The sequence below is a fragment of the Agrobacterium sp. GW821-FHT14E08 genome (assembly GCF_058803865.1).
On the sequence record NZ_JBXAPJ010000003.1, the window covers coordinates 1 to 19,531 of the forward strand.

At 57.0% G+C, this 19,531-nt stretch carries 16 protein-coding genes and 1 pseudogene; 11 read left to right on the forward strand and 6 right to left on the reverse strand.

The features are described from left to right. From AC1ROR_RS12765 to AC1ROR_RS12775, 3 genes and pseudogenes are all read left to right on the forward strand, one after another. Nucleotides 1–549 (forward strand): annotated as a pseudogene (locus AC1ROR_RS12765) (urocanate hydratase); the annotation flags it as partial. Nucleotides 550–793: 244 nt separating this feature from the next. Beyond that, the gene (locus AC1ROR_RS12770; protein ID WP_498589604.1) at nucleotides 794–1,795 is read left to right on the forward strand and encodes an alpha/beta fold hydrolase; all 1,002 of its coding nucleotides are present in this window, start codon (nucleotides 794–796) and stop codon (nucleotides 1,793–1,795) included. 48 nt (nucleotides 1,796–1,843) lie between these two features. Further along, nucleotides 1,844–2,413 carry a HutD/Ves family protein gene (locus AC1ROR_RS12775; RefSeq protein WP_498589605.1) on the forward strand — a complete coding sequence of 190 codons (570 nt, stop codon included), beginning with the start codon at nucleotides 1,844–1,846 and terminating at the stop codon, nucleotides 2,411–2,413. A gap of 11 nt (nucleotides 2,414–2,424) precedes the next feature. On the opposite strand, the gene AC1ROR_RS12780 is transcribed toward AC1ROR_RS12775, so the two are convergent. The 4 genes from AC1ROR_RS12780 to AC1ROR_RS12795 all read right to left on the reverse strand — a co-directional run bounded on the left by AC1ROR_RS12780 (nucleotide 2,425) and on the right by AC1ROR_RS12795 (nucleotide 7,181). Further along, the gene (locus AC1ROR_RS12780) at nucleotides 2,425–3,903 is read right to left on the reverse strand and encodes a M81 family metallopeptidase (RefSeq protein WP_498589607.1); all 1,479 of its coding nucleotides are present in this window, start codon (nucleotides 3,901–3,903) and stop codon (nucleotides 2,425–2,427) included. 71 nt (nucleotides 3,904–3,974) lie between these two features. Further along, nucleotides 3,975–5,063: a D-TA family PLP-dependent enzyme gene (locus AC1ROR_RS12785; protein ID WP_498589608.1), complete on the reverse strand. Its 1,089-nt coding sequence runs from the start codon at nucleotides 5,061–5,063 to the stop codon at nucleotides 3,975–3,977. A 32-nt stretch (nucleotides 5,064–5,095) separates the two neighbouring features. Further along, entirely contained in the window at nucleotides 5,096–5,491 is a 396-nt protein-coding gene (locus tag AC1ROR_RS12790; RefSeq protein WP_498589610.1) for a RidA family protein, read from the reverse strand. 304 nt (nucleotides 5,492–5,795) lie between these two features. Then, complete coding sequence (locus AC1ROR_RS12795) at nucleotides 5,796–7,181, reverse strand: FAD/NAD(P)-binding protein (RefSeq protein ID WP_498589611.1); 1,386 nt, start codon at nucleotides 7,179–7,181, stop codon at nucleotides 5,796–5,798. A gap of 428 nt (nucleotides 7,182–7,609) precedes the next feature. Between AC1ROR_RS12795 and repA the strand changes: the two genes are divergently transcribed. From repA to AC1ROR_RS12825, 6 genes are all read left to right on the forward strand, one after another. After that, nucleotides 7,610–8,824: a plasmid partitioning protein RepA gene (gene repA, locus AC1ROR_RS12800; RefSeq protein WP_080838696.1), complete on the forward strand. Its 1,215-nt coding sequence runs from the start codon at nucleotides 7,610–7,612 to the stop codon at nucleotides 8,822–8,824. Further along, nucleotides 8,821–9,834: a plasmid partitioning protein RepB gene (gene repB, locus AC1ROR_RS12805; protein ID WP_035225245.1), complete on the forward strand. Its 1,014-nt coding sequence runs from the start codon at nucleotides 8,821–8,823 to the stop codon at nucleotides 9,832–9,834. Before repA ends, repB begins: the two co-directional genes overlap by 4 nt. Nucleotides 9,835–10,061: 227 nt before the next feature. Then, nucleotides 10,062–11,297: a plasmid replication protein RepC gene (gene repC, locus AC1ROR_RS12810; protein ID WP_498589613.1), complete on the forward strand. Its 1,236-nt coding sequence runs from the start codon at nucleotides 10,062–10,064 to the stop codon at nucleotides 11,295–11,297. Nucleotides 11,298–11,765: 468 nt separating this feature from the next. Further along, nucleotides 11,766–11,978: a hypothetical protein gene (locus AC1ROR_RS12815; protein WP_498589614.1), complete on the forward strand. Its 213-nt coding sequence runs from the start codon at nucleotides 11,766–11,768 to the stop codon at nucleotides 11,976–11,978. 3 nt (nucleotides 11,979–11,981) lie between these two features. Next, complete coding sequence (locus tag AC1ROR_RS12820; RefSeq protein ID WP_498589615.1) at nucleotides 11,982–12,326, forward strand: hypothetical protein; 345 nt, start codon at nucleotides 11,982–11,984, stop codon at nucleotides 12,324–12,326. A gap of 39 nt (nucleotides 12,327–12,365) precedes the next feature. Beyond that, nucleotides 12,366–13,565 carry a low temperature requirement protein A gene (locus AC1ROR_RS12825; protein ID WP_498589616.1) on the forward strand — a complete coding sequence of 400 codons (1,200 nt, stop codon included), beginning with the start codon at nucleotides 12,366–12,368 and terminating at the stop codon, nucleotides 13,563–13,565. Nucleotides 13,566–13,569: 4 nt separating this feature from the next. Here AC1ROR_RS12825 and AC1ROR_RS12830 read toward each other — a convergent pair whose 3' ends face one another. After that, nucleotides 13,570–15,039: a glycosyl transferase family protein gene (locus AC1ROR_RS12830; RefSeq protein WP_498589617.1), complete on the reverse strand. Its 1,470-nt coding sequence runs from the start codon at nucleotides 15,037–15,039 to the stop codon at nucleotides 13,570–13,572. Between the two features lie 147 nt (nucleotides 15,040–15,186). Here AC1ROR_RS12830 and AC1ROR_RS12835 point away from each other — a divergent pair, with 147 nt between their 5' ends. Together AC1ROR_RS12835 and soxR are read left to right on the forward strand one after the other, a co-directional pair. Further along, nucleotides 15,187–17,295, forward strand: a complete 2,109-nt coding sequence (locus AC1ROR_RS12835; protein WP_498589618.1) for a TonB-dependent receptor domain-containing protein — start codon at nucleotides 15,187–15,189, stop codon at nucleotides 17,293–17,295. Nucleotides 17,296–17,455: 160 nt separating this feature from the next. Then, nucleotides 17,456–17,911, forward strand: coding sequence for a redox-sensitive transcriptional activator SoxR (gene soxR, locus AC1ROR_RS12840; RefSeq protein WP_035225210.1), 456 nt, complete (start codon nucleotides 17,456–17,458; stop codon nucleotides 17,909–17,911). Between the two features lie 38 nt (nucleotides 17,912–17,949). Here soxR and amyA read toward each other — a convergent pair whose 3' ends face one another. Beyond that, nucleotides 17,950–19,437, reverse strand: coding sequence for an alpha-amylase (amyA, locus tag AC1ROR_RS12845; protein WP_498589619.1), 1,488 nt, complete (start codon nucleotides 19,435–19,437; stop codon nucleotides 17,950–17,952). Nucleotides 19,438–19,531 lie beyond the last annotated feature (94 nt).

Below are 19,531 nucleotides of genomic sequence, written 5' to 3' on the forward strand. Positions count from 1 at the left end.
GACGCCAAGGTGAAGGAATTGCTGCCGGATAACAAACACCTGCATAACTGGCTGGACATGGCGCGCGAGCGCATCGCTTTCCAGGGTGTTCCGGCCCGCATCTGCTGGGTCGGGCTTGGCGACCGTCACCGCCTCGGGCTTGCCTTCAATGAAATGGTCAGGAACGGCGAGCTGAAGGCTCCGATCGTCATTGGCCGCGATCATCTCGACAGCGGCTCGGTCGCCTCGCCGAACCGGGAGACCGAGGCGATGCAGGACGGCTCGGATGCCGTGTCCGACTGGCCGCTGCTCAACGCGCTGCTCAATACGGCATCGGGTGCGACCTGGGTATCGCTGCATCACGGCGGCGGCGTCGGCATGGGCTTTTCCCAGCATTCGGGCGTCGTCATCTGCGCCGATGGATCGGACGATGCGGCCAGGCGGCTTGAACGCGTGCTGTTTAACGACCCGGCAACCGGCGTCATGCGACATGCCGATGCCGGTTACGAGATCGCCCTCGATTGCGCAAAGCAACAGGGCCTGCGCCTGCCTGGAATTCTCGGGAACTAAAAAGACAAAGCGGCGCAGGCAGAACACTGCGCCGCTTGTCAGATTGGAGAGGATGGCCGCGCCAGCCCTTCGCGCATTAGCGAATCGTCGGGAATGATCGGTTCCAATGCCGCACCGGCAGCCCGCGGAACTTCTTCTCTGTCTGCGGCTTTGCTCGTTGCTGTTTTTAACCGACCGGCTTTATGCTCGTCGGAAAGCCGCGCTAACCGTGAGGGCGAGCATGAAGGACATGGTAGATCGACGAATGGCGCAGAGATTCCTTCCGCTTGCCTTTACCCTTCTGTTTGGAGCGCTTCTCCCGGTATCCGCCAACCATGCCATGGCGTCTGAAAATCAGCTCATCATGCCGGTGCGGATCGACGTTGGCGGCTACAAGCTGAACAGCGTGCTGGTCGAAGCCGGAAAGAGAGCAGAACTCCCGCCGATCCTCTTTATCCACGGGGCGAGCGCCAGTCTTTACGATCCGATGTTCTCGTTTCTCGAAAAGCTTGGAGGCAGGGCAAAATTGCTGTTTGTCGACAGGCCGGGGCACGGCAACTCGGACATTGGCGGCAAGAGGAATATTCTCCCGGACGGGCAAGCCGACGCCATCGCGCAGCTTATGAAAAAACGCGGCGTGCCGAGAGCCATTGTCGTCGGTCATTCCTTTGGCGGCGCCATCGCGGCATCACTTGCGGTGCGTCATCCGGACATGGTTGCGGGCCTCGTATTCCTGTCTCCCGCTGTCTATCCGTGGCAAGGCGGAATTGCCTGGTATTATACAGCGGCAAACGCGCCATTCAGCGGCCCGCTCTTCAGTACCTTCATTGCTCCGCCGGCCGGTCTTCTGGCGCTGGATCAGGCAACACGTGGCGTTTTTGCACCCAACCACAGGCCTGCCGATTATGTGGAGGCGACGCATGCCGTCGCGGCCCTGCGACCCAGGGCTTTTCGGCATAACGCCCAGGAGGTCGCGGCCCTCAATGAATGGGCGCGTGGAGCTTCGTTGGAGTATCCGCGCATCAAGGCGCCGACTGTCATCATAACGGGAGATACGGACACCATCGTCTCGCCGGACGTGCATTCCCGCCATCTCGCCAGAGATATCAGCGGCTCCACTTTGATCGTCGTGCACAATCTCGGGCATAAATCCGATTATGTCGCCAGCGACCTTGCCATTGCCGCCATCGAAAAGGTCGCCGGCCGGCTGTCCGATCTAAAAGCGGCCCAGAGAATGCTTGAGCAGCGCATCGAGAATGATCGCTGATGACAATCCTCTGTCGCCTGATCCACCAAGACTGATTTTGGATATCACATGAAAATAGTACGCGCTTCCGAATACAAGACCATGCCGTGGAAGAACGGCGGCGGCGTTACGGTGGAAATCGCCATCCACCCGCCTGGCGCTTCCGTCGATGCATTTGACTGGCGCATCAGCATGGCGACCGTTGCTCAGGATGGACCGTTTTCCAGCTTCCCCGGCATAGACCGTACGCTTGCGATTATCAAAGGTAACGGCATGGCACTTGCGATTGCGGGGCATGAGCCGGTGCCGTTGACGACGAAGAGCACGCCCCTCCCCTTCGCCGCGGATGTTCCGGTGGACGCCACCTTGATGGATGGCGCAATCGTCGACCTGAACATCATGACCCGTCGCTCATCCTTCACCCACAACGTCCAGAGGCTTGTCGGCAGCTATTCGGCCGAAGCTAAAGTGGGCACAAGGCTGGTTCTCGCGCTCGATCCTGTAACTATCTCGGTCAATAACGGGCTTGTCCGGCTGGATAAGCTGGATGGCATTTTCATGGAGAACAACATGCCCTTCACCATCGAGGCCGGGCATGATGAAGGCACTTTCTTTCTGATTACGCTGCAGCGGGCCTGAAGCCCGCAGCCTCAATCCAGCCCCAGCGGATCTGCAATCCTTGGCCAGAGCTGCAGGCTTGCCTTGCGATAGGCTGTTTTTGCCGGATCGGTCGGATAGGATGTGGGCGCGGCGATATAAACGATCTCTGAGGCAATCGGCGCAAAACCGGCATGGAAGTGGTTGGTGGACTTCACCAGGAGCACATCTTTCGCGGCAAAATCGATGCCGAGATTGGAAAAGATATCCGGCTCATAAGTTTGCGTACGGCTGGTAATGAGAATGATATCAATCTCTGTTCCAACCGGCCTTACAACGGCGGCACGGCCGAGCGTGACGCGACTGTTGCGGAAACTCTGCCAGCCCGCTTCCGCAGTGCGCATTACCCTTATCCGGAAATCCAGCGGCTCACCGCCTTCAGGGCTGGATTTGCCGCCGATGCGCAGATCGATTTCGGCGCCCTCACCTGCCGCATGACAGAACGACACGGCAATCGGATCCCAGATCGTTGCAACGCCGATCTTGTCCATGCCGCGCTCCACCATGCGCCGCAGAATATGGGTCGCGTCCCCCGCAACGCCACCGCCAGGATTGTCCCATATATCCGAAATCACCACCGGCATATCTGGATTATTGCCGCGGATCGTAAGGGCCTTGTCCAGACCGGCTTCCGTATCGAGCATCGGCATGGCCGTCAGCTTGCGCATGGCATAAAGCTCATGGCCGAGTTTTTCGGCCAGTACGTCGCCCTTTTGCCTGTCATTGTCGGTTACGACGACTATACGCGTGCCCATATCCGGTACATCACCCGCCATAAACCCGTGAATGACCGAAACGGAAAGGATGCCATCCTTGCCTTCCAATGCCTTCAGGCGGTCGACATAAGACCGCATCGGCTCACGGCTGGTGGGATAAATCGTAATCATCCGGCAGTCGAAAGTGGAAATAACCGGCCTGATTTCTCCACGCAGGGTCCGCAGCGCCATATCCACCACATGCTCACCACGCTCTTCGAAATCCGTATGCGGGAATTCAAGAAACGTTGCCATGATGTCAAGATTGGCGACCCTCAGCGCCGTTAAATGGCTGTGGGGATCGAATTCCGCCGCTATCAACACATCGGGTCCAACAAGCGCCCGGATGCGCGACAGGAAATCGCCTTCCGGATCGTCGTAACCCTGCGCCACCATGGCGCCATGAAGACCAAGAACCACCGCATCGACCGGCAAAGCCGCCGTAAGCTCCGCAAGAATCGTATCGCGCAGCGTTTCATAGGTTTGGCATTGGATGAGTCCAGCCGGCTCCGCCCAGCAGGACGTTCCCTCGATAACCGTGAACCCTTCCGCCTTGCCACGGCGGCGCAGAATTGGCACCGGCGAGGAGCAGAGTGTCGGCGTTTCCGGATGTTCGCCCGGCCCGGCATAAAAGGCGGCGCGGAAAGCATCCATATCCGTTGGAACAGGTGAAAACGTGTTGGTCTCGGTGGCAAGCGATGCCGTGAATATGCGCATGACTGTGATTCTCTTTGCCGGTGCCCGCCTGTCAGCAGCACCCGTTTCGCAATTTAATTAGCCGGGTAACATCACCAGACGGTGCCGCGTGCCGCGACCTCCTCCACGCGCGTCACCAGACCATTTCGATGGAAAACCATGCGGTCGAAAAGATTGCTGACGACACAGGTGTGGTTCGGCACGACCCTGACGACGTCACCGATTTCAGGCCGGGCCGAGCCGCAGGCCGACAAATCGACGACCGCATGCTCTTCCGAAAGCGAAATGATTTTTGCGCCCTCATATCCCTCGATCATCCCGTAATCGCTGAAACCCAGAAGATCGGAGGTCAGGGCTTTCGAGCCGCAATCAAGTACGGCGCGATCGGCCGTGGGTCTCGATACCACGGTGGCAAGGACATGCATCGCCAGATCGCCGGCGGTGCAATGTCCGGCACGCAGCATCGAACGGTCATTATAGACATAGGTGCCCGCCCGGTGCTCGGTCGCGGAAGGAACGAGGTGAGCGGAGAAGAAATCCGGCGAGCCGCCGCTTGAACGGACAGGGCAGTTGATACCTTTTACCGCCAGCAACGCCATGGTCTCGCTGATAAAGGTTTCCACCTTTTCCGCTCCGCCGGGAGCTGGATAGGTCAAAATGCCCCTGAATTCGAGACCCGGTGCCGCGACGATCTTTTCAGCAAGTTCCAATGCGGCCTGCGGGGTCTGCACACCGCAGCGCTTTCCGCCCGTATCGCATTCCACGAGCACCGCAAGCGGTCTTTGCGCATTGAATGTTCCGGCAAGTCCGGCAATCGTCACGGCGCTATCGGCAACAACGCTCAGTCCGCCGATACGGGCGTTGAGCGCCTGCAACCGCGCAAGTTTTGCCGGGCCGATGATATTGTAGGTAATCAGGATATCGTCAAACCCCGCATCCGCGAAAACCTCCGCTTCGCTGACTTTCTGGCAATTGATGCCGATGGCGCCGGCCTCAAGCTGCTGTCTCGCGATAGCCGGTATCTTGTGCGTCTTGATGTGGGGACGGAAAGCCTTGCCATGGCCGTTGAGATAGGATTGCGCCTTGAGAATATTGGCAGCAAGCCGGTCCTCGTCGATCACCGGCATTGGTGTCGAAATGGCGTCGAGTGGTGTACCTTCATCAGGCCAGGGATAGGTCATCATATGCTCTCAAAAATCAGAAATATCGGGCATCAAGCCAGCGGCTTGTAGGCAATAACATCCATTTCCACCTTGGCATCGACCATAAGGGGCGACTGAACGGTTGATCGCGCCGGCGGATGATCGATGAAATATTTCTGGAAAACAGCATTGAAGCTCGAAAAGTCACGCGCATCATCGAGCCAGACATTGACCTTGACGACATCAGCGAGCGTGCAATCGGCGAGTTCCAGAACAGCTTTGATGTTGGCCACGACCTGCTCGGTCTGCGCCACGATGCCGCCGGTCACGACCTCGCCATCGACGGTCGGCACCTGACCGGACACATAGACAAAATCCCCTGCCCTGACGGCTTTGGCGAAGGGGCGGCGCTGGCCACCTGCCTGGCTATCTGCCGTCTCGAATCTTACCAGCCTCTGCTTTTCCATAGATGCCTCGCAAATAATTTTCATCAATTTCACATTTTTTCGGATTTATAGCCTGTTTTGCGGCCATATTCCACAAGTGATGTAAATTATTTAGCAAATACGTAAATATCATATCGCGACGGGACAGCGCGCATCCTTTCGACATGGGGCCTCCATATGAAGTCAATCTGGACGGCAACCAACCAAAACAATGGATCCGCTGCAATAAGACGTGAAAGTTTGCCGCGGCAAACTTCATAATGCACTGAACATTGAGTGTCGCATCTACAGCCCCAATGTACTCCTGGCCGACCCGTCACTGACGTCAACCGAGCGCAGACATCCGTCCGTTAGACGTTATTCTTTCCGTCACGGCCTCGGCAATTTTCTGAGCCTGTACACGAATATCCGGAACGGCCGTAATTTCCCAGAAGCGACCCGCCGTCAGCGCGCCGGCGGCAAAAAGGCCTGGCCAGTATTGCCCATCCGCCCTTATCAGACGGGATTGGGCATCAACCTCGACTCCTAGCCCAAGAGGATCGAGGAGAAGGACGCCATCACCCTGCATGGTTTCGAGAAGACGTGAATGGCCAATCCCTGCTCGCTCCATACCGGTACAATTCACGACCCAGTCGACCTGAAACTCCTTGACGATCTGCGTATGCCTGCGGCGATAAGAGACCGTGATCCCTTCATCCTGCTCCTCGAGAGAGCCCAGGTAACCTGCATGGATTTCCAGAACGCCCTCAGCGAGGAGTTTCTCAAAGGCCTTGTGTACTTCAGGCGCGATACGGTGCCGGTGAATATTCCACCAGGGTAAAGCATGCCGCAGAAACCTGCTGCGCTGCTCAGCTGTCAGGCTCTGCCACAATGCCTGTGTCCTTGGTCGTAAGCCATCCATCACTGTACGCCATGGCGCGCCTTCTCTCACCTGTTTGCGCAACGACTGCAGTAGCCGGCTGATTTCCGTCGACCTCTCAGGCAAATGCGGAATAGTAGAGGCAGGTGGCGGGCTGACGTGAGGATGCGGTACCAAACCGCGTCGAGACAGGACATGAATAGGACCGCGATGGCCTTTTCCCCTCAGGGTCAGAACCTGGTCGATCATCGTCAGACCGGAGCCGAGAATACAGATGCGATCTCCCGCCTTCACTCTCGACAGCCATCCGGGTTGCCAGCAATGACCAATGATGCGCGGCAACCTCTCTTCCTCTTTCGCGACGGTTTGCACCGGCAAACCCGCGGCGCCAACACCCAGGCATAAGACAACATTCTGCGCGCGCAATGTTTCGCCATTCTCCAGGGTGAAAGAAAATCCGCCCTCACCATCCGGCCGGCAGGCGGAGGCCTTTGCGCGGATGAAATCTACCCGTGCCCGCTGGTCCCTGCTGCGCAGCAACGAGGCCAGCCTGTCTCTTAGATAGAGACCATAATCCCCGCGCGAGGCAAACAACAACGGATCCTGCCCAATCCCGTTTTCGGTCAACCAGCCAAGAAAGTCATCAGGCCGATCCGGAAACACACTCATTCGCCCTGCCGGCACATTCAGTCGATGATAGGGCAGCTCCGTGCGATAGGCCGTGCCACGACCGAAATCCGACTCGTCGCCGACAATGGCCACCGAAGCATCCGCTGGCAGCGAGGATAAAAGATGAGCGACAGTACAGATGGCCGAGAAACCGGACCCGACGATAGCGACATCATAGGACATTTATTCCTCCAACCTGCAACAGCATGAACATGGTCGATGGGTGGCGACCTCGTTGATACCCTAGTCAGGGAGTAGAGATTAAACACCTGCGAATGTCCACCCTTCACTTTCCGCCACTCGAGCCGATCAGTTTGCTGGGGATACCAAAGTTAGCCGCGGCAAACTTTCTCGCACACCTCCCTCGTCGAGCCGGGATAGTGAGAAAAACTTGCCTGATTGCATCAAGAGGATGCCAAGTTAGCCGCGGCTAACCGTCAAACTGTCATAAAAGGCAAATCTGATTCTTCCACAATGCCTTAGAGGCTCTTTTGTATCTGAGAAAAAAGCCTATTGCGCCAAAAAGAGAATCGGCGCTTATATCTCAGTTGCGGAAAAAACCGCCTTTTTCGAAAAAAACCGCTACTGCAATATCGAGCGAAAGAAGACAAATGACACAGAGTGCCGACTCAAGACTTGCTGCAGGGGCACCCGACCTAACGGGCCTTATACAACAGCATTCGGCTGCGTTGTCAGCCCAATTGCAGGCGCATAACGCAAATACGTTTTCACCCCATACCGAAAAGAGTATGCGCCATTTCTCGCCTGCTGAAACTGCCCGGCTTATTGGCATCGGCGAAGCCTATCTTCGCCAGATCGCTGCCGAGCGTCCCGAGCTGGATGCGGCGCAGGCTTCCGGCCGCCGTTCCTATTCGGTCGAGGACATGGATGAGATCAGACGGCTTCTCGATCAGGGCGCACGTGGCACACGCCGCTACCTGCCCCATCGTCGCGACGGTGAAGAATTGCAGGTCATCGCCGTCATGAACTTCAAAGGTGGTTCGGGCAAGACGACTACATCCGCGCATCTGGCGCAATATCTGGCGCTTCGCGGCTATCGGGTGCTCGCCATCGATCTCGACCCGCAGGCAAGTCTGTCCGCACTCTTCGGCCACCAGCCGGAGATTGATGTCGGGCCGAACGAAACACTCTATGGCGCGATCCGATACGATGATGAGCGCCGGCCGATGGCTGAGATCGTTCGCGGCACCTATATTCCCAACCTTCATATCGTTCCTGGCAATCTGGAACTTATGGAGTTTGAACACGACACGCCGCGCGCACTGATGCGCCGCGCGCCGGGCGATACGCTTTTCTTCGCCCGTATCGGCCAGGCAATCGCCCAGGCTCAGAACTTCTACGACGTCGTCGTCATCGACTGCCCGCCACAACTCGGTTACCTTACGCTTTCAGCACTGACGGCCGCGACATCGGTTCTGGTCACCGTTCATCCGCAAATGCTGGATGTGATGTCCATGAACCAGTTTCTGGCCATGACGGGCGATCTTCTCGCGGAAATCGGCAGGGCCGGTGCAAGGTCCGATTATAATTGGATGCGTTATCTCATCACCCGTTTTGAACCGAGCGACGGCCCGCAAAACCAGATGGTCGCTTTCCTGCGCTCTATCTTCGGTGAAAACGTCCTCATTCACCCAATGCTGAAGAGCACCGCCGTCTCGGATGCGGGTTTGACTAACCAGACGCTGTTTGAAGTGGAAAGAACGCAATTCACCCGCTCGACCTATGATCGCGCGCTTGAAGCCATGAATAACGTCAACGGTGAAATTGAAGGACTGATTAAGAAAGCGTGGGGTAGGGCAGCATGAGCAGAAAACAGATTTTCGCCAATCTCGGCACGCCGGGCACCGACAATAATGATGCTACACCGGAGCGGTCGCGACCACGCATCCGCCCTATCCTCGGTTCTCCAGAACTGGTGACGGATGTCGTCAATTCTCCGGTCGGTATGATCGGCCAGTCGCTGAACGAAGTATCTGAACGCGCCAAGCGTGCTGAAGAGATCGAAAGGCAGCTTGCAGAGGGCCTGACGATCGTTTCCCTCAGCCCAGCCGATATCGATCCGTCCTTCATTCCCGATCGCATGCCAGCATCGGAAGAGGCGGATGCAGGTCTGGTGGAAGCCATTCGTGAGCAGGGGCAGCAAGTCCCCATTCTGGTGCGCCCTCATCCCGATTTTCCGGGCCGTTATCAGGTCGCTTTCGGTCATCGCCGCCTGCGTGCCGTTTCCAGCCTCGGTATTCCCGTCAAAGCCGTCGTCCGCGATCTCAGCGACGAACAGCTCGTCGTTGCCCAGGGACAGGAAAACAACGAACGCCGCGACCTCACCTATATTGAAAAGGCGCGGTTTGCGCAGAAATTGCAGATGCGGTTTCCCCGGGACACGATCATGGCGGCAATGTCGCTGCATAAGGGTGACCTTTCCAACATGCTGTCGGTTGTCGGCCGCATTCCGGAGGATCTGGTGGATCTGATCGGTCCGGCCCCCAGCGTCGGCCGCCGCAACTGGATGGATCTGGCCGATCAACTCTCATCATCGCAGGTCAAGGAAGCGGCGCGTGCTTACGTCAGGGAACCTTCGGTTGCCGCGCTTCTATCCGAAGAGCGTTTCAAGTCACTTCTGGATTTCCTGAAGCCAAAGGCACAGGCGAAAAAGACCGGTGTCTGGTCATCGGAAAGCGGCGGCCGTCTGGCAAAGGTCGTGGAGAGCGATCGCAAGCTGGACATATCCATCGACAAGAACGAAGCGCCGGAATTTGCCGATTTCGTTCTTGAACATCTTCAGGCGCTGTTTGCCGAATACCGGTCCAAACAGTGATTTCTAAATCTAACGACTAACAGGAGACGCATCACAAAAGAAAAAAGCCCCCGAACGTTGCCGCACGGAAGCCTTTCTTTGATCTAAGCACCCAAAGAATCTCATTTCCGCGAATCATAGTCAAGAGTCTTGGCATCGAATTTTTCGGTGAGCGATTTTCTTTTGCCTTGTGAAAGGTGAAAGACATGGACAGCACATGTGTAACGACGCCCTTTGGGCGGCGAGCGATGTCGTTTGGCGTCCTCGCAACCCAGTTTGCCGCGCAAAAGACCAAGAAGATCGAGGCGGTCGATAAATGGAAACTCTATCGTTCGGTCTGTGAAGCGAGACCGTTGCTCGGCGTGACCGATCGTTCTCTGGCGGTATTGAACGCGCTTTTGAGCTTCTATCCGAAAAACGAACTTTCCAGCGAAGCCGGACTGGTGGTCTTCCCGTCCAATACGCAATTGTCGCTCAGGGCCCATGGCATGGCCGAACAGACTTTGCGCCGGCATCTCTCGGCCCTTGTCGAAGCCGGTCTCATCATCCGCAAGGATAGTCCGAACGGAAAACGTTATGCCCGCAAACACAGGGGTGGGGAAATCAGCGAAGCCTATGGTTTTTCGCTGGCGCCGCTTCTTGCCCGCAAAATGGAAATCGAGGAACTGGCAGACCGCATCCTTCGTGAACGGCTCGATCTTCAGCGCCTTCGTGAAAACATCAGCCTTTGCCGCCGCGATATCCAGAAACTTTGCGAAATGATTGCCGCAAGCGGTGATGTTGCGACCTTCGAAACATTCCAGCTTCGCTACAATGCGATTGCGCGTTCCCTTGGCCGCAATTCAAAACCTGCTGAACTCAAGGAAATCGCCGGATTTTTGGCTTCCTTGCGCGCAGAAGTGACCAACTATCTGGAAAATATTGAAAAATCGGAAAAATCGGGCGGCAATGACTGCCAAAATGAGCACCTCATAAAGAATTCAGAATCCGAATCCATATCTAAACCGCAGGATTTTCGTGAACCGGATGCCGTTGCGCCTGCAGGCACGGTCACCATCCAGCCATCATATGCCGCACCCACCAGTGCGAAACCTTCGCCGCAGCAGCCAAAGCCCGTTCTTCATAAGCAATTTTTTGTTCCTGATATTGTTTTGGTTTTGAAGGCTTGCCCGGATATTTCCCTCTATGCCCCTGGGGGAGCGATTACCGGCTGGCGTGATCTCGAGGTGGCAACATCGGTGATCAAAACCATGTTCAACATCAGCCAGTCGGCCTATCACGACGCCATGGCGACCTTCGGCCGGCAGGGAACTGCAGCCATCCTCGCCTGCCTGCTGCAAAAGGCGGATCAGATAAGCTCGCTAGGCGGATATTTGCGCAATCTGACACGCAAGGCTCATGAAGGCGGGTTCGATCTTCAGGCCATGCTCCAGGCGCAGCTGCGGGGGCGGAAAGGCGAGATGGAGAAGGGCATGACAGGGTGAGTTGGCGTCAGGTGAAGCGACGCCGCTGCAGCTTGCGGAAATCGCCGTCTGAAGTTACATTTGCATCGTTTTCTCGATACTCGAAAGATTCGGTGTGAGGCTGGTGACGCCTAGGCGCAAATCCAGCCAAAGGCTGAGCTATGGTTAATGCGAGGTAATGAAAACTAAGTGCCAATTAGCTTTCGTTTGCGGTTTTCCGCCATTGGTTTCAATCGCTTGAGTCAGGCTGTTTTTTAAGCGGAAATTCAGTGGTCCGGACGGGAAAGCGTCATTTATGCATAATACAGCCTGCCGGACTATGATCGAAGCTCAAACGATATCTCGCCGGATGCGGCTGCGAGAAACAATCCGTCAAATTCACAAGTGACTATCCAAGGAACGCATAGAGGCCGCACTCCAGAGCGTTGAAATTGAACCTTCAGGAAGGTTCCGCGTTCTATTTCATCACTTCAACGGATTGCTGGTGTTATGGTTTTCTCGGACGATATGGAGTTGGCCGTCGCTCTTTATATGGCGGATGGTGCCTTGCCCCGGCACATGGCCATTGAAAAGCTTTTGAAGACGGGACTTGAAAATACCGGTTATCTGACCGGAGGTGAGGGGCGTCCGCCGGAAATTGTCGATGGGAAGCCAAGTGCCGACTATGTGCAATATCGCACCTATCTGGACGGGGATAGCTGAGAGGTGACCGGAACCAAACCCGGTGAGGGCTGTTTATGGCGCAATCAATTGTTTCAGGATACGCCGATGCTCTCCAAACCTCTTTTTCTAACGGCAATTCTCATCCCCGTAGCGGCCCATCCAACATATGCTCAGCCTATGGAGGTTAGCACTCTGCAAGGGGCAGAAACCCATAGCGCCGGATTCTCGCCCAAGGATATTGCGTCGGACTACATCGTTGATGTAGCGGGCAAGAAAGTGCGTCTGGTGGGCCCTCGTTTTTATCCCGACAATGCGCGGGCGCTGCAGTTCCCGGGCCGGGTCTCGACGATTGATTCTTCGGCAGAAGACGTTCTGTTGCAGCAATAAGGCGATCGCAATAATTCATACTTGATATACAGGGGCAGAATGGGGACCGAGAGCAAAACGTCCGGATCTAGACCGGATGCACGAAGCTGGATCAAACGGGAGGGGCAGGAGGCTGAAAAAGCGACCTTTCCTGAACTGTTCTTCGACCTCGTCTTTGTTTTTGCACTCATCCAGCTTTCCCATGCGCTTGCCAAGGACTTCGGGCCGACGGCAGCGCTTGAGGCGGGCATCCTGATATTGTCGTTGTGGTGGCTGTGGATACACACCACCTGGATCACCAACCTTCTGAATACGGAAAAGGAACCGGTCCGGATTCTCCTCTTCGTGTTGATGTTCGGGGGGGGGCTGCTGGCTATCGCGCTGCCCGATGCCTTTGCGGTACAGGGTTTCGTCTTTGCCCTGATCTATAGCGCCATGCAGGTGGGGCGCAGCCTTTTTGCGCTTTATGCCTTCAAGGGAGAAGACCGGCAGTCTTTTCTGGTTTTCGTGCGTGTGACCATCTGGCTTGTCATATCCAGCCTCTTCTGGCTGGCAGGCGGGCTTGTCGATCTGACTGATCGCATCCTGTTATGGGGCATCGCACTCGCGATCGAATATGCGGGGCCTGCCTGCCGTTATGTCGTACCCGGGCTGAAGTCGAGCGATGCGGACAGGCTGCACCTCTCCGGCGAGCACCTTGCGGAGCGATGTGCTCTTTTCGTTATTATCTGCCTTGGGGAAACGATCCTCACCACGGGCCGCACTGCCACGGAATATATGAATTCCGGCCTGACATTCATCGTCTTCTGTTCGGCCTTCGTCAGCACCGTGGCAATGTGGTGGATCTATTTCCATCATGGACAGGAAGAGGCTTCCAGAAAGGCCGAACATGCCGATGAGAAGGCGAAGATTGCCCATAATCTTTTCAATTATGGGCACCTGCCCATCGTGGCCGGCATCATCCTGACGGCGGTGGGGGAGGATTTCAGCCTGTCCCATGCCCATGAAGCTGCGACGATGAGGGAGGCCATCGCCATTCTGGGCGGCCCTGTCCTGTTTCTTGCCGGCAATATCGGCGTCAAGATAGCCGCCACCTATCAGCGACCCATCTCGCATTTCGCCGGCGTTGCCGCATTCTGTCTGCTTCTGCCGGTGCCGGGCATACCGCTTTATATGCTGCAACTGGCAAGCACGGGCATTCTGCTGCTGGTTGCTCTATGGGAATATCTGGCGCTGAAAAAATCTGTCGCCAATGCCTGAAAGCTCAGGCGCTGGCGAAATTGCGCGCCCTGTCGTGCCATAGCCGCAGGCTGCGCGCATAGGCCTCATCAAACGGCAGAGCCATATCATTGACCAGCATCAGTGCGATGGCTGCGGTAGAGACGATGATGGTTTCTGCCCTCTCGTCCCTTGCGGCACCTGTCCAGACAGCCCGCCAATATTCAAAAGTCGTGAACATGGTTGGCATTTCGGCGGGCGGTATTTCGCGGGCGGGAATGATGAATTCAACATCCTTGCCCCTCGAGAGGCCGAAAATCCGGGTGCTGCGGAACGGCGTGAATTGCGCGAAGTCCCGTGTATTGCCGAGAATGGCAAGATTCTCGACCGAAAGCAGCCGCGCGGTATCGCGATGAAGCTCCTGATAGGAGGGGCGGGCGACACCGATGACGGTGCTTCTGGCGCGAAGCGGATTGAGGAGATGCACGACCGTATTAAGCGGCAGGCGCATTTCCAGAATGCCGTATAGGCCGAGCAGGCTTTGAAACTGTGCGGAAAGACCTCCGATCGGCAGGTAGGCGATGCGTTCTGAGGCTGTGGCCCGGGCCGCCTGCGAGAGAGACTGGCAGAGCGGAATCCCGCAGGCTTCAGCCGCAAGTTCGAGCTTGCCGCCGTTTTCCCCCTGGCCGACATGGCCATGCAACAGGACACTATATCCCGCCATGGCAACAAGGCGGGCAGAATGCAGGAACCAGGGCGCATCGCGATGTTTGGGCGACATATAGGCGGGCCAGTCGAGATCGACGGCAGCAGGCCCTTGCCGGTCCCTTCCGATATGCTGCCACATGGCTTCGATGAAACCGGCAAGCTCTGCCGCGGTTACGCCACGATAATGCATGGTCGCAAGCAGCGCGCCTATCTGTATCGGATCGGCATCGCCATCAAGAATGATTGCGAGCGCATCCATCGCCTCCGTCTGGCTGAGCGGGCGGCTGTTGCCGACCCCCATTGCCGAGGTCGCGATATATTTGGCGAGCCTCTGCTGTGGATCGGCATTGTGACCGATGCGGGCGAGACGATCCGCGATATTTTCAGGTGTCGGTTGTCCTTCCAGAAGAACGCTGGGACGAAGCGAAAGCGGCGGCGCCTTCATCAAGACGGGGCGCTCCCAGCCGCTGGCATTGGCGGCTGCGGGTGCTGCCGGTTTTTCCTGTGAATAATCGATAAGGTTGTCCGCCTCCGCCGCCAGCGAACGAATGCGCAGCCGCATGTTCTCGGCAAATGGTGTGGGGCGCAAACCCTGGCCGGTGCGTAAGAACAGCTGATCGCCGTATTTTTCGCGCAGCTGCTGTAATATCCGGCTCATCGAAGATGTCGGCAGTCCCATGCCGGCAGCCGCGCGGCTGACACTGCCCTCCCGCAGCAAAGCATCGAAAGCGACAAGTAATTTCAGCTGTCCAAGCCTGTCGGGCTTTGTTGGGGAAGCTGATTGTTCTTTTCTCTTGCCGGTTGTCATCTTGCTGTTTTTTTACTCCGCCGCCGATTGGTGGAGCCCTTTTTGCAATTTCTGGAATTTAGAACGGTTCGAAAACAAACGCGTTGCGCCTGCACTCCCTCCTAAATAAGTGGGGTTAAATTCTCAAGTTAAATGCGGGGGCGTAACATGGAATTGAAGTACCGCGGTCGAGATATGGCCGCGACAATAATAAAGGCCGGTCTTTCGACAGCAATGGCAGGAACGGCGCTCAGCTTCGCTGCGCCCGCTTTCGCGCAGCAGGCATCTGGCGGAAACACCGTTCTTCAGCAGATCGTCGTCACCGCATCCGGCTTTGAGCAGAATGTGAAGGACGCTCCGGCCAGCATCACGGTCGTGACGCGGGAAGATCTGGAGAAGGGCTCGTATCGCGATCTGACGGACGCCCTTCGCGAGGTGCAGGGCGTATCCGTCACCGGCATCGCCAATGAGAAGGACATCTTCATTCGCGGATTGCCCGGCGCCTATACGCTGATCCTCATTGACGGCAAGCGGCAGAGTACCCGCGACGCCCGCACCAACGGTAATTCCGGTTTCGAACAAAGCTTCGTGCCGCCGGTTTCGGCTATCGAGCGTATCGAAATCGTGCGCGGCCCGATGTCGTCCCTCTATGGTTCCGATGCCATGGGCGGCGTCATCAACATCATTACCCGCAAGGTCGGTGATGTCTGGTCCGGTTCTGTTACCACCGAGGGCACGGTCCAGCAGCATTCCAAATTCGGCAATAGCGGCCAGGTCTCCTGGTATGCCAACGGGCCGATCCTCAAGGATCAGCTGGGCCTTCAGGTCTGGGGCAGGGGCTTCAATCGCGGCGAAGACCGTATTCTGAGCGGCACTACCGGCGCCAAGGAATATGATTTCAACGGCCGCCTGACCTTTACGCCGAACGAAGACCACGACATTTATCTCGAAGGCGGCAAGACCAGGCTGCGCCGCAGCGCCGAGCCCGGCGACACACTGGCGGCAACCGATGCCAACGGCACCTACAATACCAATACGCGCGACCATTGGTCATTGTCGCATACCGGCCGGTGGGGACCCACCACGTCCGAATTCTCCTTCCAGCAGGAATGGGCCGAGCGCACCAATTTCACCAGAAACATCCGCACGGGTCGTGTCACCGAAAATCCGCGTTCTCCGGAAGTGCGCAACACCGTTCTCGACGGCAAATTCACCACCCCCTTCGAACTCTTCGGCAACCACACGCTGGTCACGGGCGGTCAATATTTCGAGGCGCGGCTGACGGATCAGAATCCGGGACGTCGCACCAATCTGGATGAGACATTCTCGGCGACGCAATGGGCGCTGTTTGTCGAGGATGAATGGCGCATCGTCGATAATTTTGCACTGACGGGCGGTCTTCGCCTCGATAACCACGAAAAATACGGCAATCATTTCAGCCCGCGTCTTTACGGTGTCTGGAGTGCCACGGACGAGCTGACGATCAAGGGCGGCATTTCCACCGGTTTTCGCGCGCCTGAAATCCGCCAGATCGCGCCAGGTTATGCCTATACGACCGGCGGCGGTGGTTGCACTTACGGCCCGAGCGGCACGTGCGGCGTGATCATCGGCGATCCGGGCCTCGAGGCGGAAAAGAGCACAAGCTACGAAGTGGCCGCGCTCTGGGATAATGGCGACGTTGCTCTCGGCGCCACCTATTTCTATACCGATTTCAAGGACAAGATTTCCAACGCGCTGGTGCTCAATGCGGATGGAACGCCGGCCCGCTGGAGCGAAGACCGCAATTATCGCCTCTGGTATAATTACAATATCGACGATGCGGTCATTCAGGGTGTGGAGCTGACGGCGACCTGGTACGCCACGCCGGAACTGACGCTGCGCGGCAACTACACCTATACGCATTCCGAACAGAAAACCGGCGACTATGAAGGTTTCCCGCTGGCGCGGACACCGGAGCATATGGCCAATCTGCGGGGTGACTGGGTGACGCCGATAGATGGGCTGGAAGCCTGGGCCTCGGTGAATTACCACGGATCGGAAATCAATGCCGGCCCACGCATCGGCACCAATGGGACGCCGGTCACGATCAACGGCAAGGCCGGACGCAAATACGAGGCCTACACGACCCTCGATATCGGCGCGAAATATGCTGTGGCCGAAAACGTCGATCTCAACGCGGCCGTCTACAATGTCTTCGACAAGGATGTCGGCACCGACGATTTCAACACTGTCATGGAAGGTCGCCGTTTCTGGATCAGCATGACCGCGAAGTTCTGAACCCGGCCCAATTGATGAGACTTCTGAGGCGCCCATCGGGCGCCTCTTTTTTTGACCATTCGCCTATTGACCTCAACTATAGTTGAGGAATTATACCGGCTGCTCTTTAATATGTTTCCGCGTTTCCCGAGCGGAAATCGTTCCGGAGACAGGAGCCAGAATGGAAAATAGTGTGTTTAAACACAGCCTGACGGTGGGAGAGGTTGCGCACCGTAGCGGCGTCGCCGTTTCCACCGTTCATTTCTACGAGGCGAAGGGGTTGATAGAAGGCTGGCGAACCGCCGGCAACCAGCGTCGTTATCACCGCGCCGTCCTGCGGCGTATCGCGATCATCCGTATCGCGCAGCGTGCCGGCATCCAGCTCAGCATCATCAGGGAAGCGATGGCGGATCTGCCGCAGGATCGGGTGGCGACGGCGGCTGACTGGCGCAGGTTCTCACAGTCCTGGCGGGAGATGCTTCAGTTTCGGATCAACAGCCTGATCCAGCTACGGGATCAGCTGACCGGCTGCATCGGCTGCGGTTGTCTTTCGCTGGACGACTGCCCCTTGCGCAATCCGGACGATATTCTGGCTGATGGCGGCGCGGGTGCGCGCCGCCTTGTTCCGGCCGAATGAGCAAGATGTTGGTCCTGCCCTTTCGAAACTGATTGTCTTCACTCGGCGTCGGCCGCAATCCAGACACTGACGCTGCCGCCATTGGTCGGGAAAACGCCCTTGCCGCTATCATCGAGGGTAATCTCTTCCTCACGGTGACCGAGAAAGTCGCGCCATACTGTGCCGGCGCGGTCGGCGCCGAGATCGATCTGCTTCTCCGCCGGCTCGCCATTCGACATCACCACCACGCAGCCCGGCTGATCGGCAGTGCCGTGGCGGATGAAGGCGATGCAGCTTGCATCGTCGAGAATATCCGTCTGGGCTCCGTTGGCGAAACGGCTGCGGGCTTCGATGAGTTTCGGCAGGCATTCAATGGCGGGCATATCGATTTTATATTCGTTGCCGTCATTGCCGGTGTCGGTGTAGCTCGTGCCGAACAGATCGGGATAGAAGACACAGGGAACACCCTCTTCGCGCAGCAGAATGATCGCATAGGCAAGAGGCTTGAACCAGGGCTCCACCGGCGCTTCCAGCGATTGCAGCGGCTGGGTGTCGTGATTGTCGACAAGCGTGACCGCATGGTCTGGAACGGCGGAGACAAGCGAACCATCGAAGATGCTGCGCATGTCGAAATCGCCGCCCTGTTTGGACGCATCATGGAAGCGGTGGTGGAGGGCGACATCGAAAAGCATTAGCTGCTTGTCGACGAGTTCGAGATAGCTTTTCAGCGCCTCGAGATCGGGGTGCCAATATTCCGCCACGACGAAAAGATCGGGATCGACCGTTTCGCGCATATGGCCGACCCAGTCGCGGAAAAACCAGGCCGGAATATGTTTGGCGGCATCGAGACGGAAGCCATCTACCTGCACCTGCTCGGAGAGCCACCGGCCCCAATATTTTAGCTCTTCGTAGACCGCCCGGTTCCTGAATTCGACATCGGCACCCATCAGGTAGTCGAAATTGCCGTTTTCCTGATCGACTTCCTCATTCCATTCCCCATCGCCATATTCATTGACGAGGCGGAAAATGCCGTCTTCGGTCGGTTCCTCGATGTGGTCGACACCGCTGAAGCACTTCAGGTCCCAGATGAATTTGGAATGTTTGCCGTTGCGGCCGGGAAAGGTGAAACGCGTATAGGCCAGCGCCTGAAAGTCTTCATCATCGATCTCGGTACGGTCTTCGGGATTGACGCGGCGAACCCGCACCTTCTCCTTTTCATCCGCACCCATCTTGTGATTGAGAACCACGTCATGAATGACGCGGATGCCGTTTTCCTTCAGCGTCCGGCCTGCGTGTTCAAGGGCGTCGCGATCGCCATATTTTGTGGCGACGGTGCCCTTCTGATCGAACTCGCCGAGGTCAAAGAGATCATAGGTATCGTAACCTACCGAATAGCCGCCGGCAGCACCCTTATAGGCCGGTGGCAGCCAGATATCGGTAATGCCCATTTTGGCAAGGCTTTCGGCCTTTTCGGCCACCTCGCTCCATAATTTCCCTCCGTCCGGATAATACCAATGGAAGAACTGAAGCAAGGTGCGTCCGGCCATATTTCCCTCACAGTCGTTAGCAGGTCGCGCCATAAACGGACCGGCGGCGAAAGGGTTCCGCCGCCGGTCATACGCGATCCGCAATTGTGAGGCC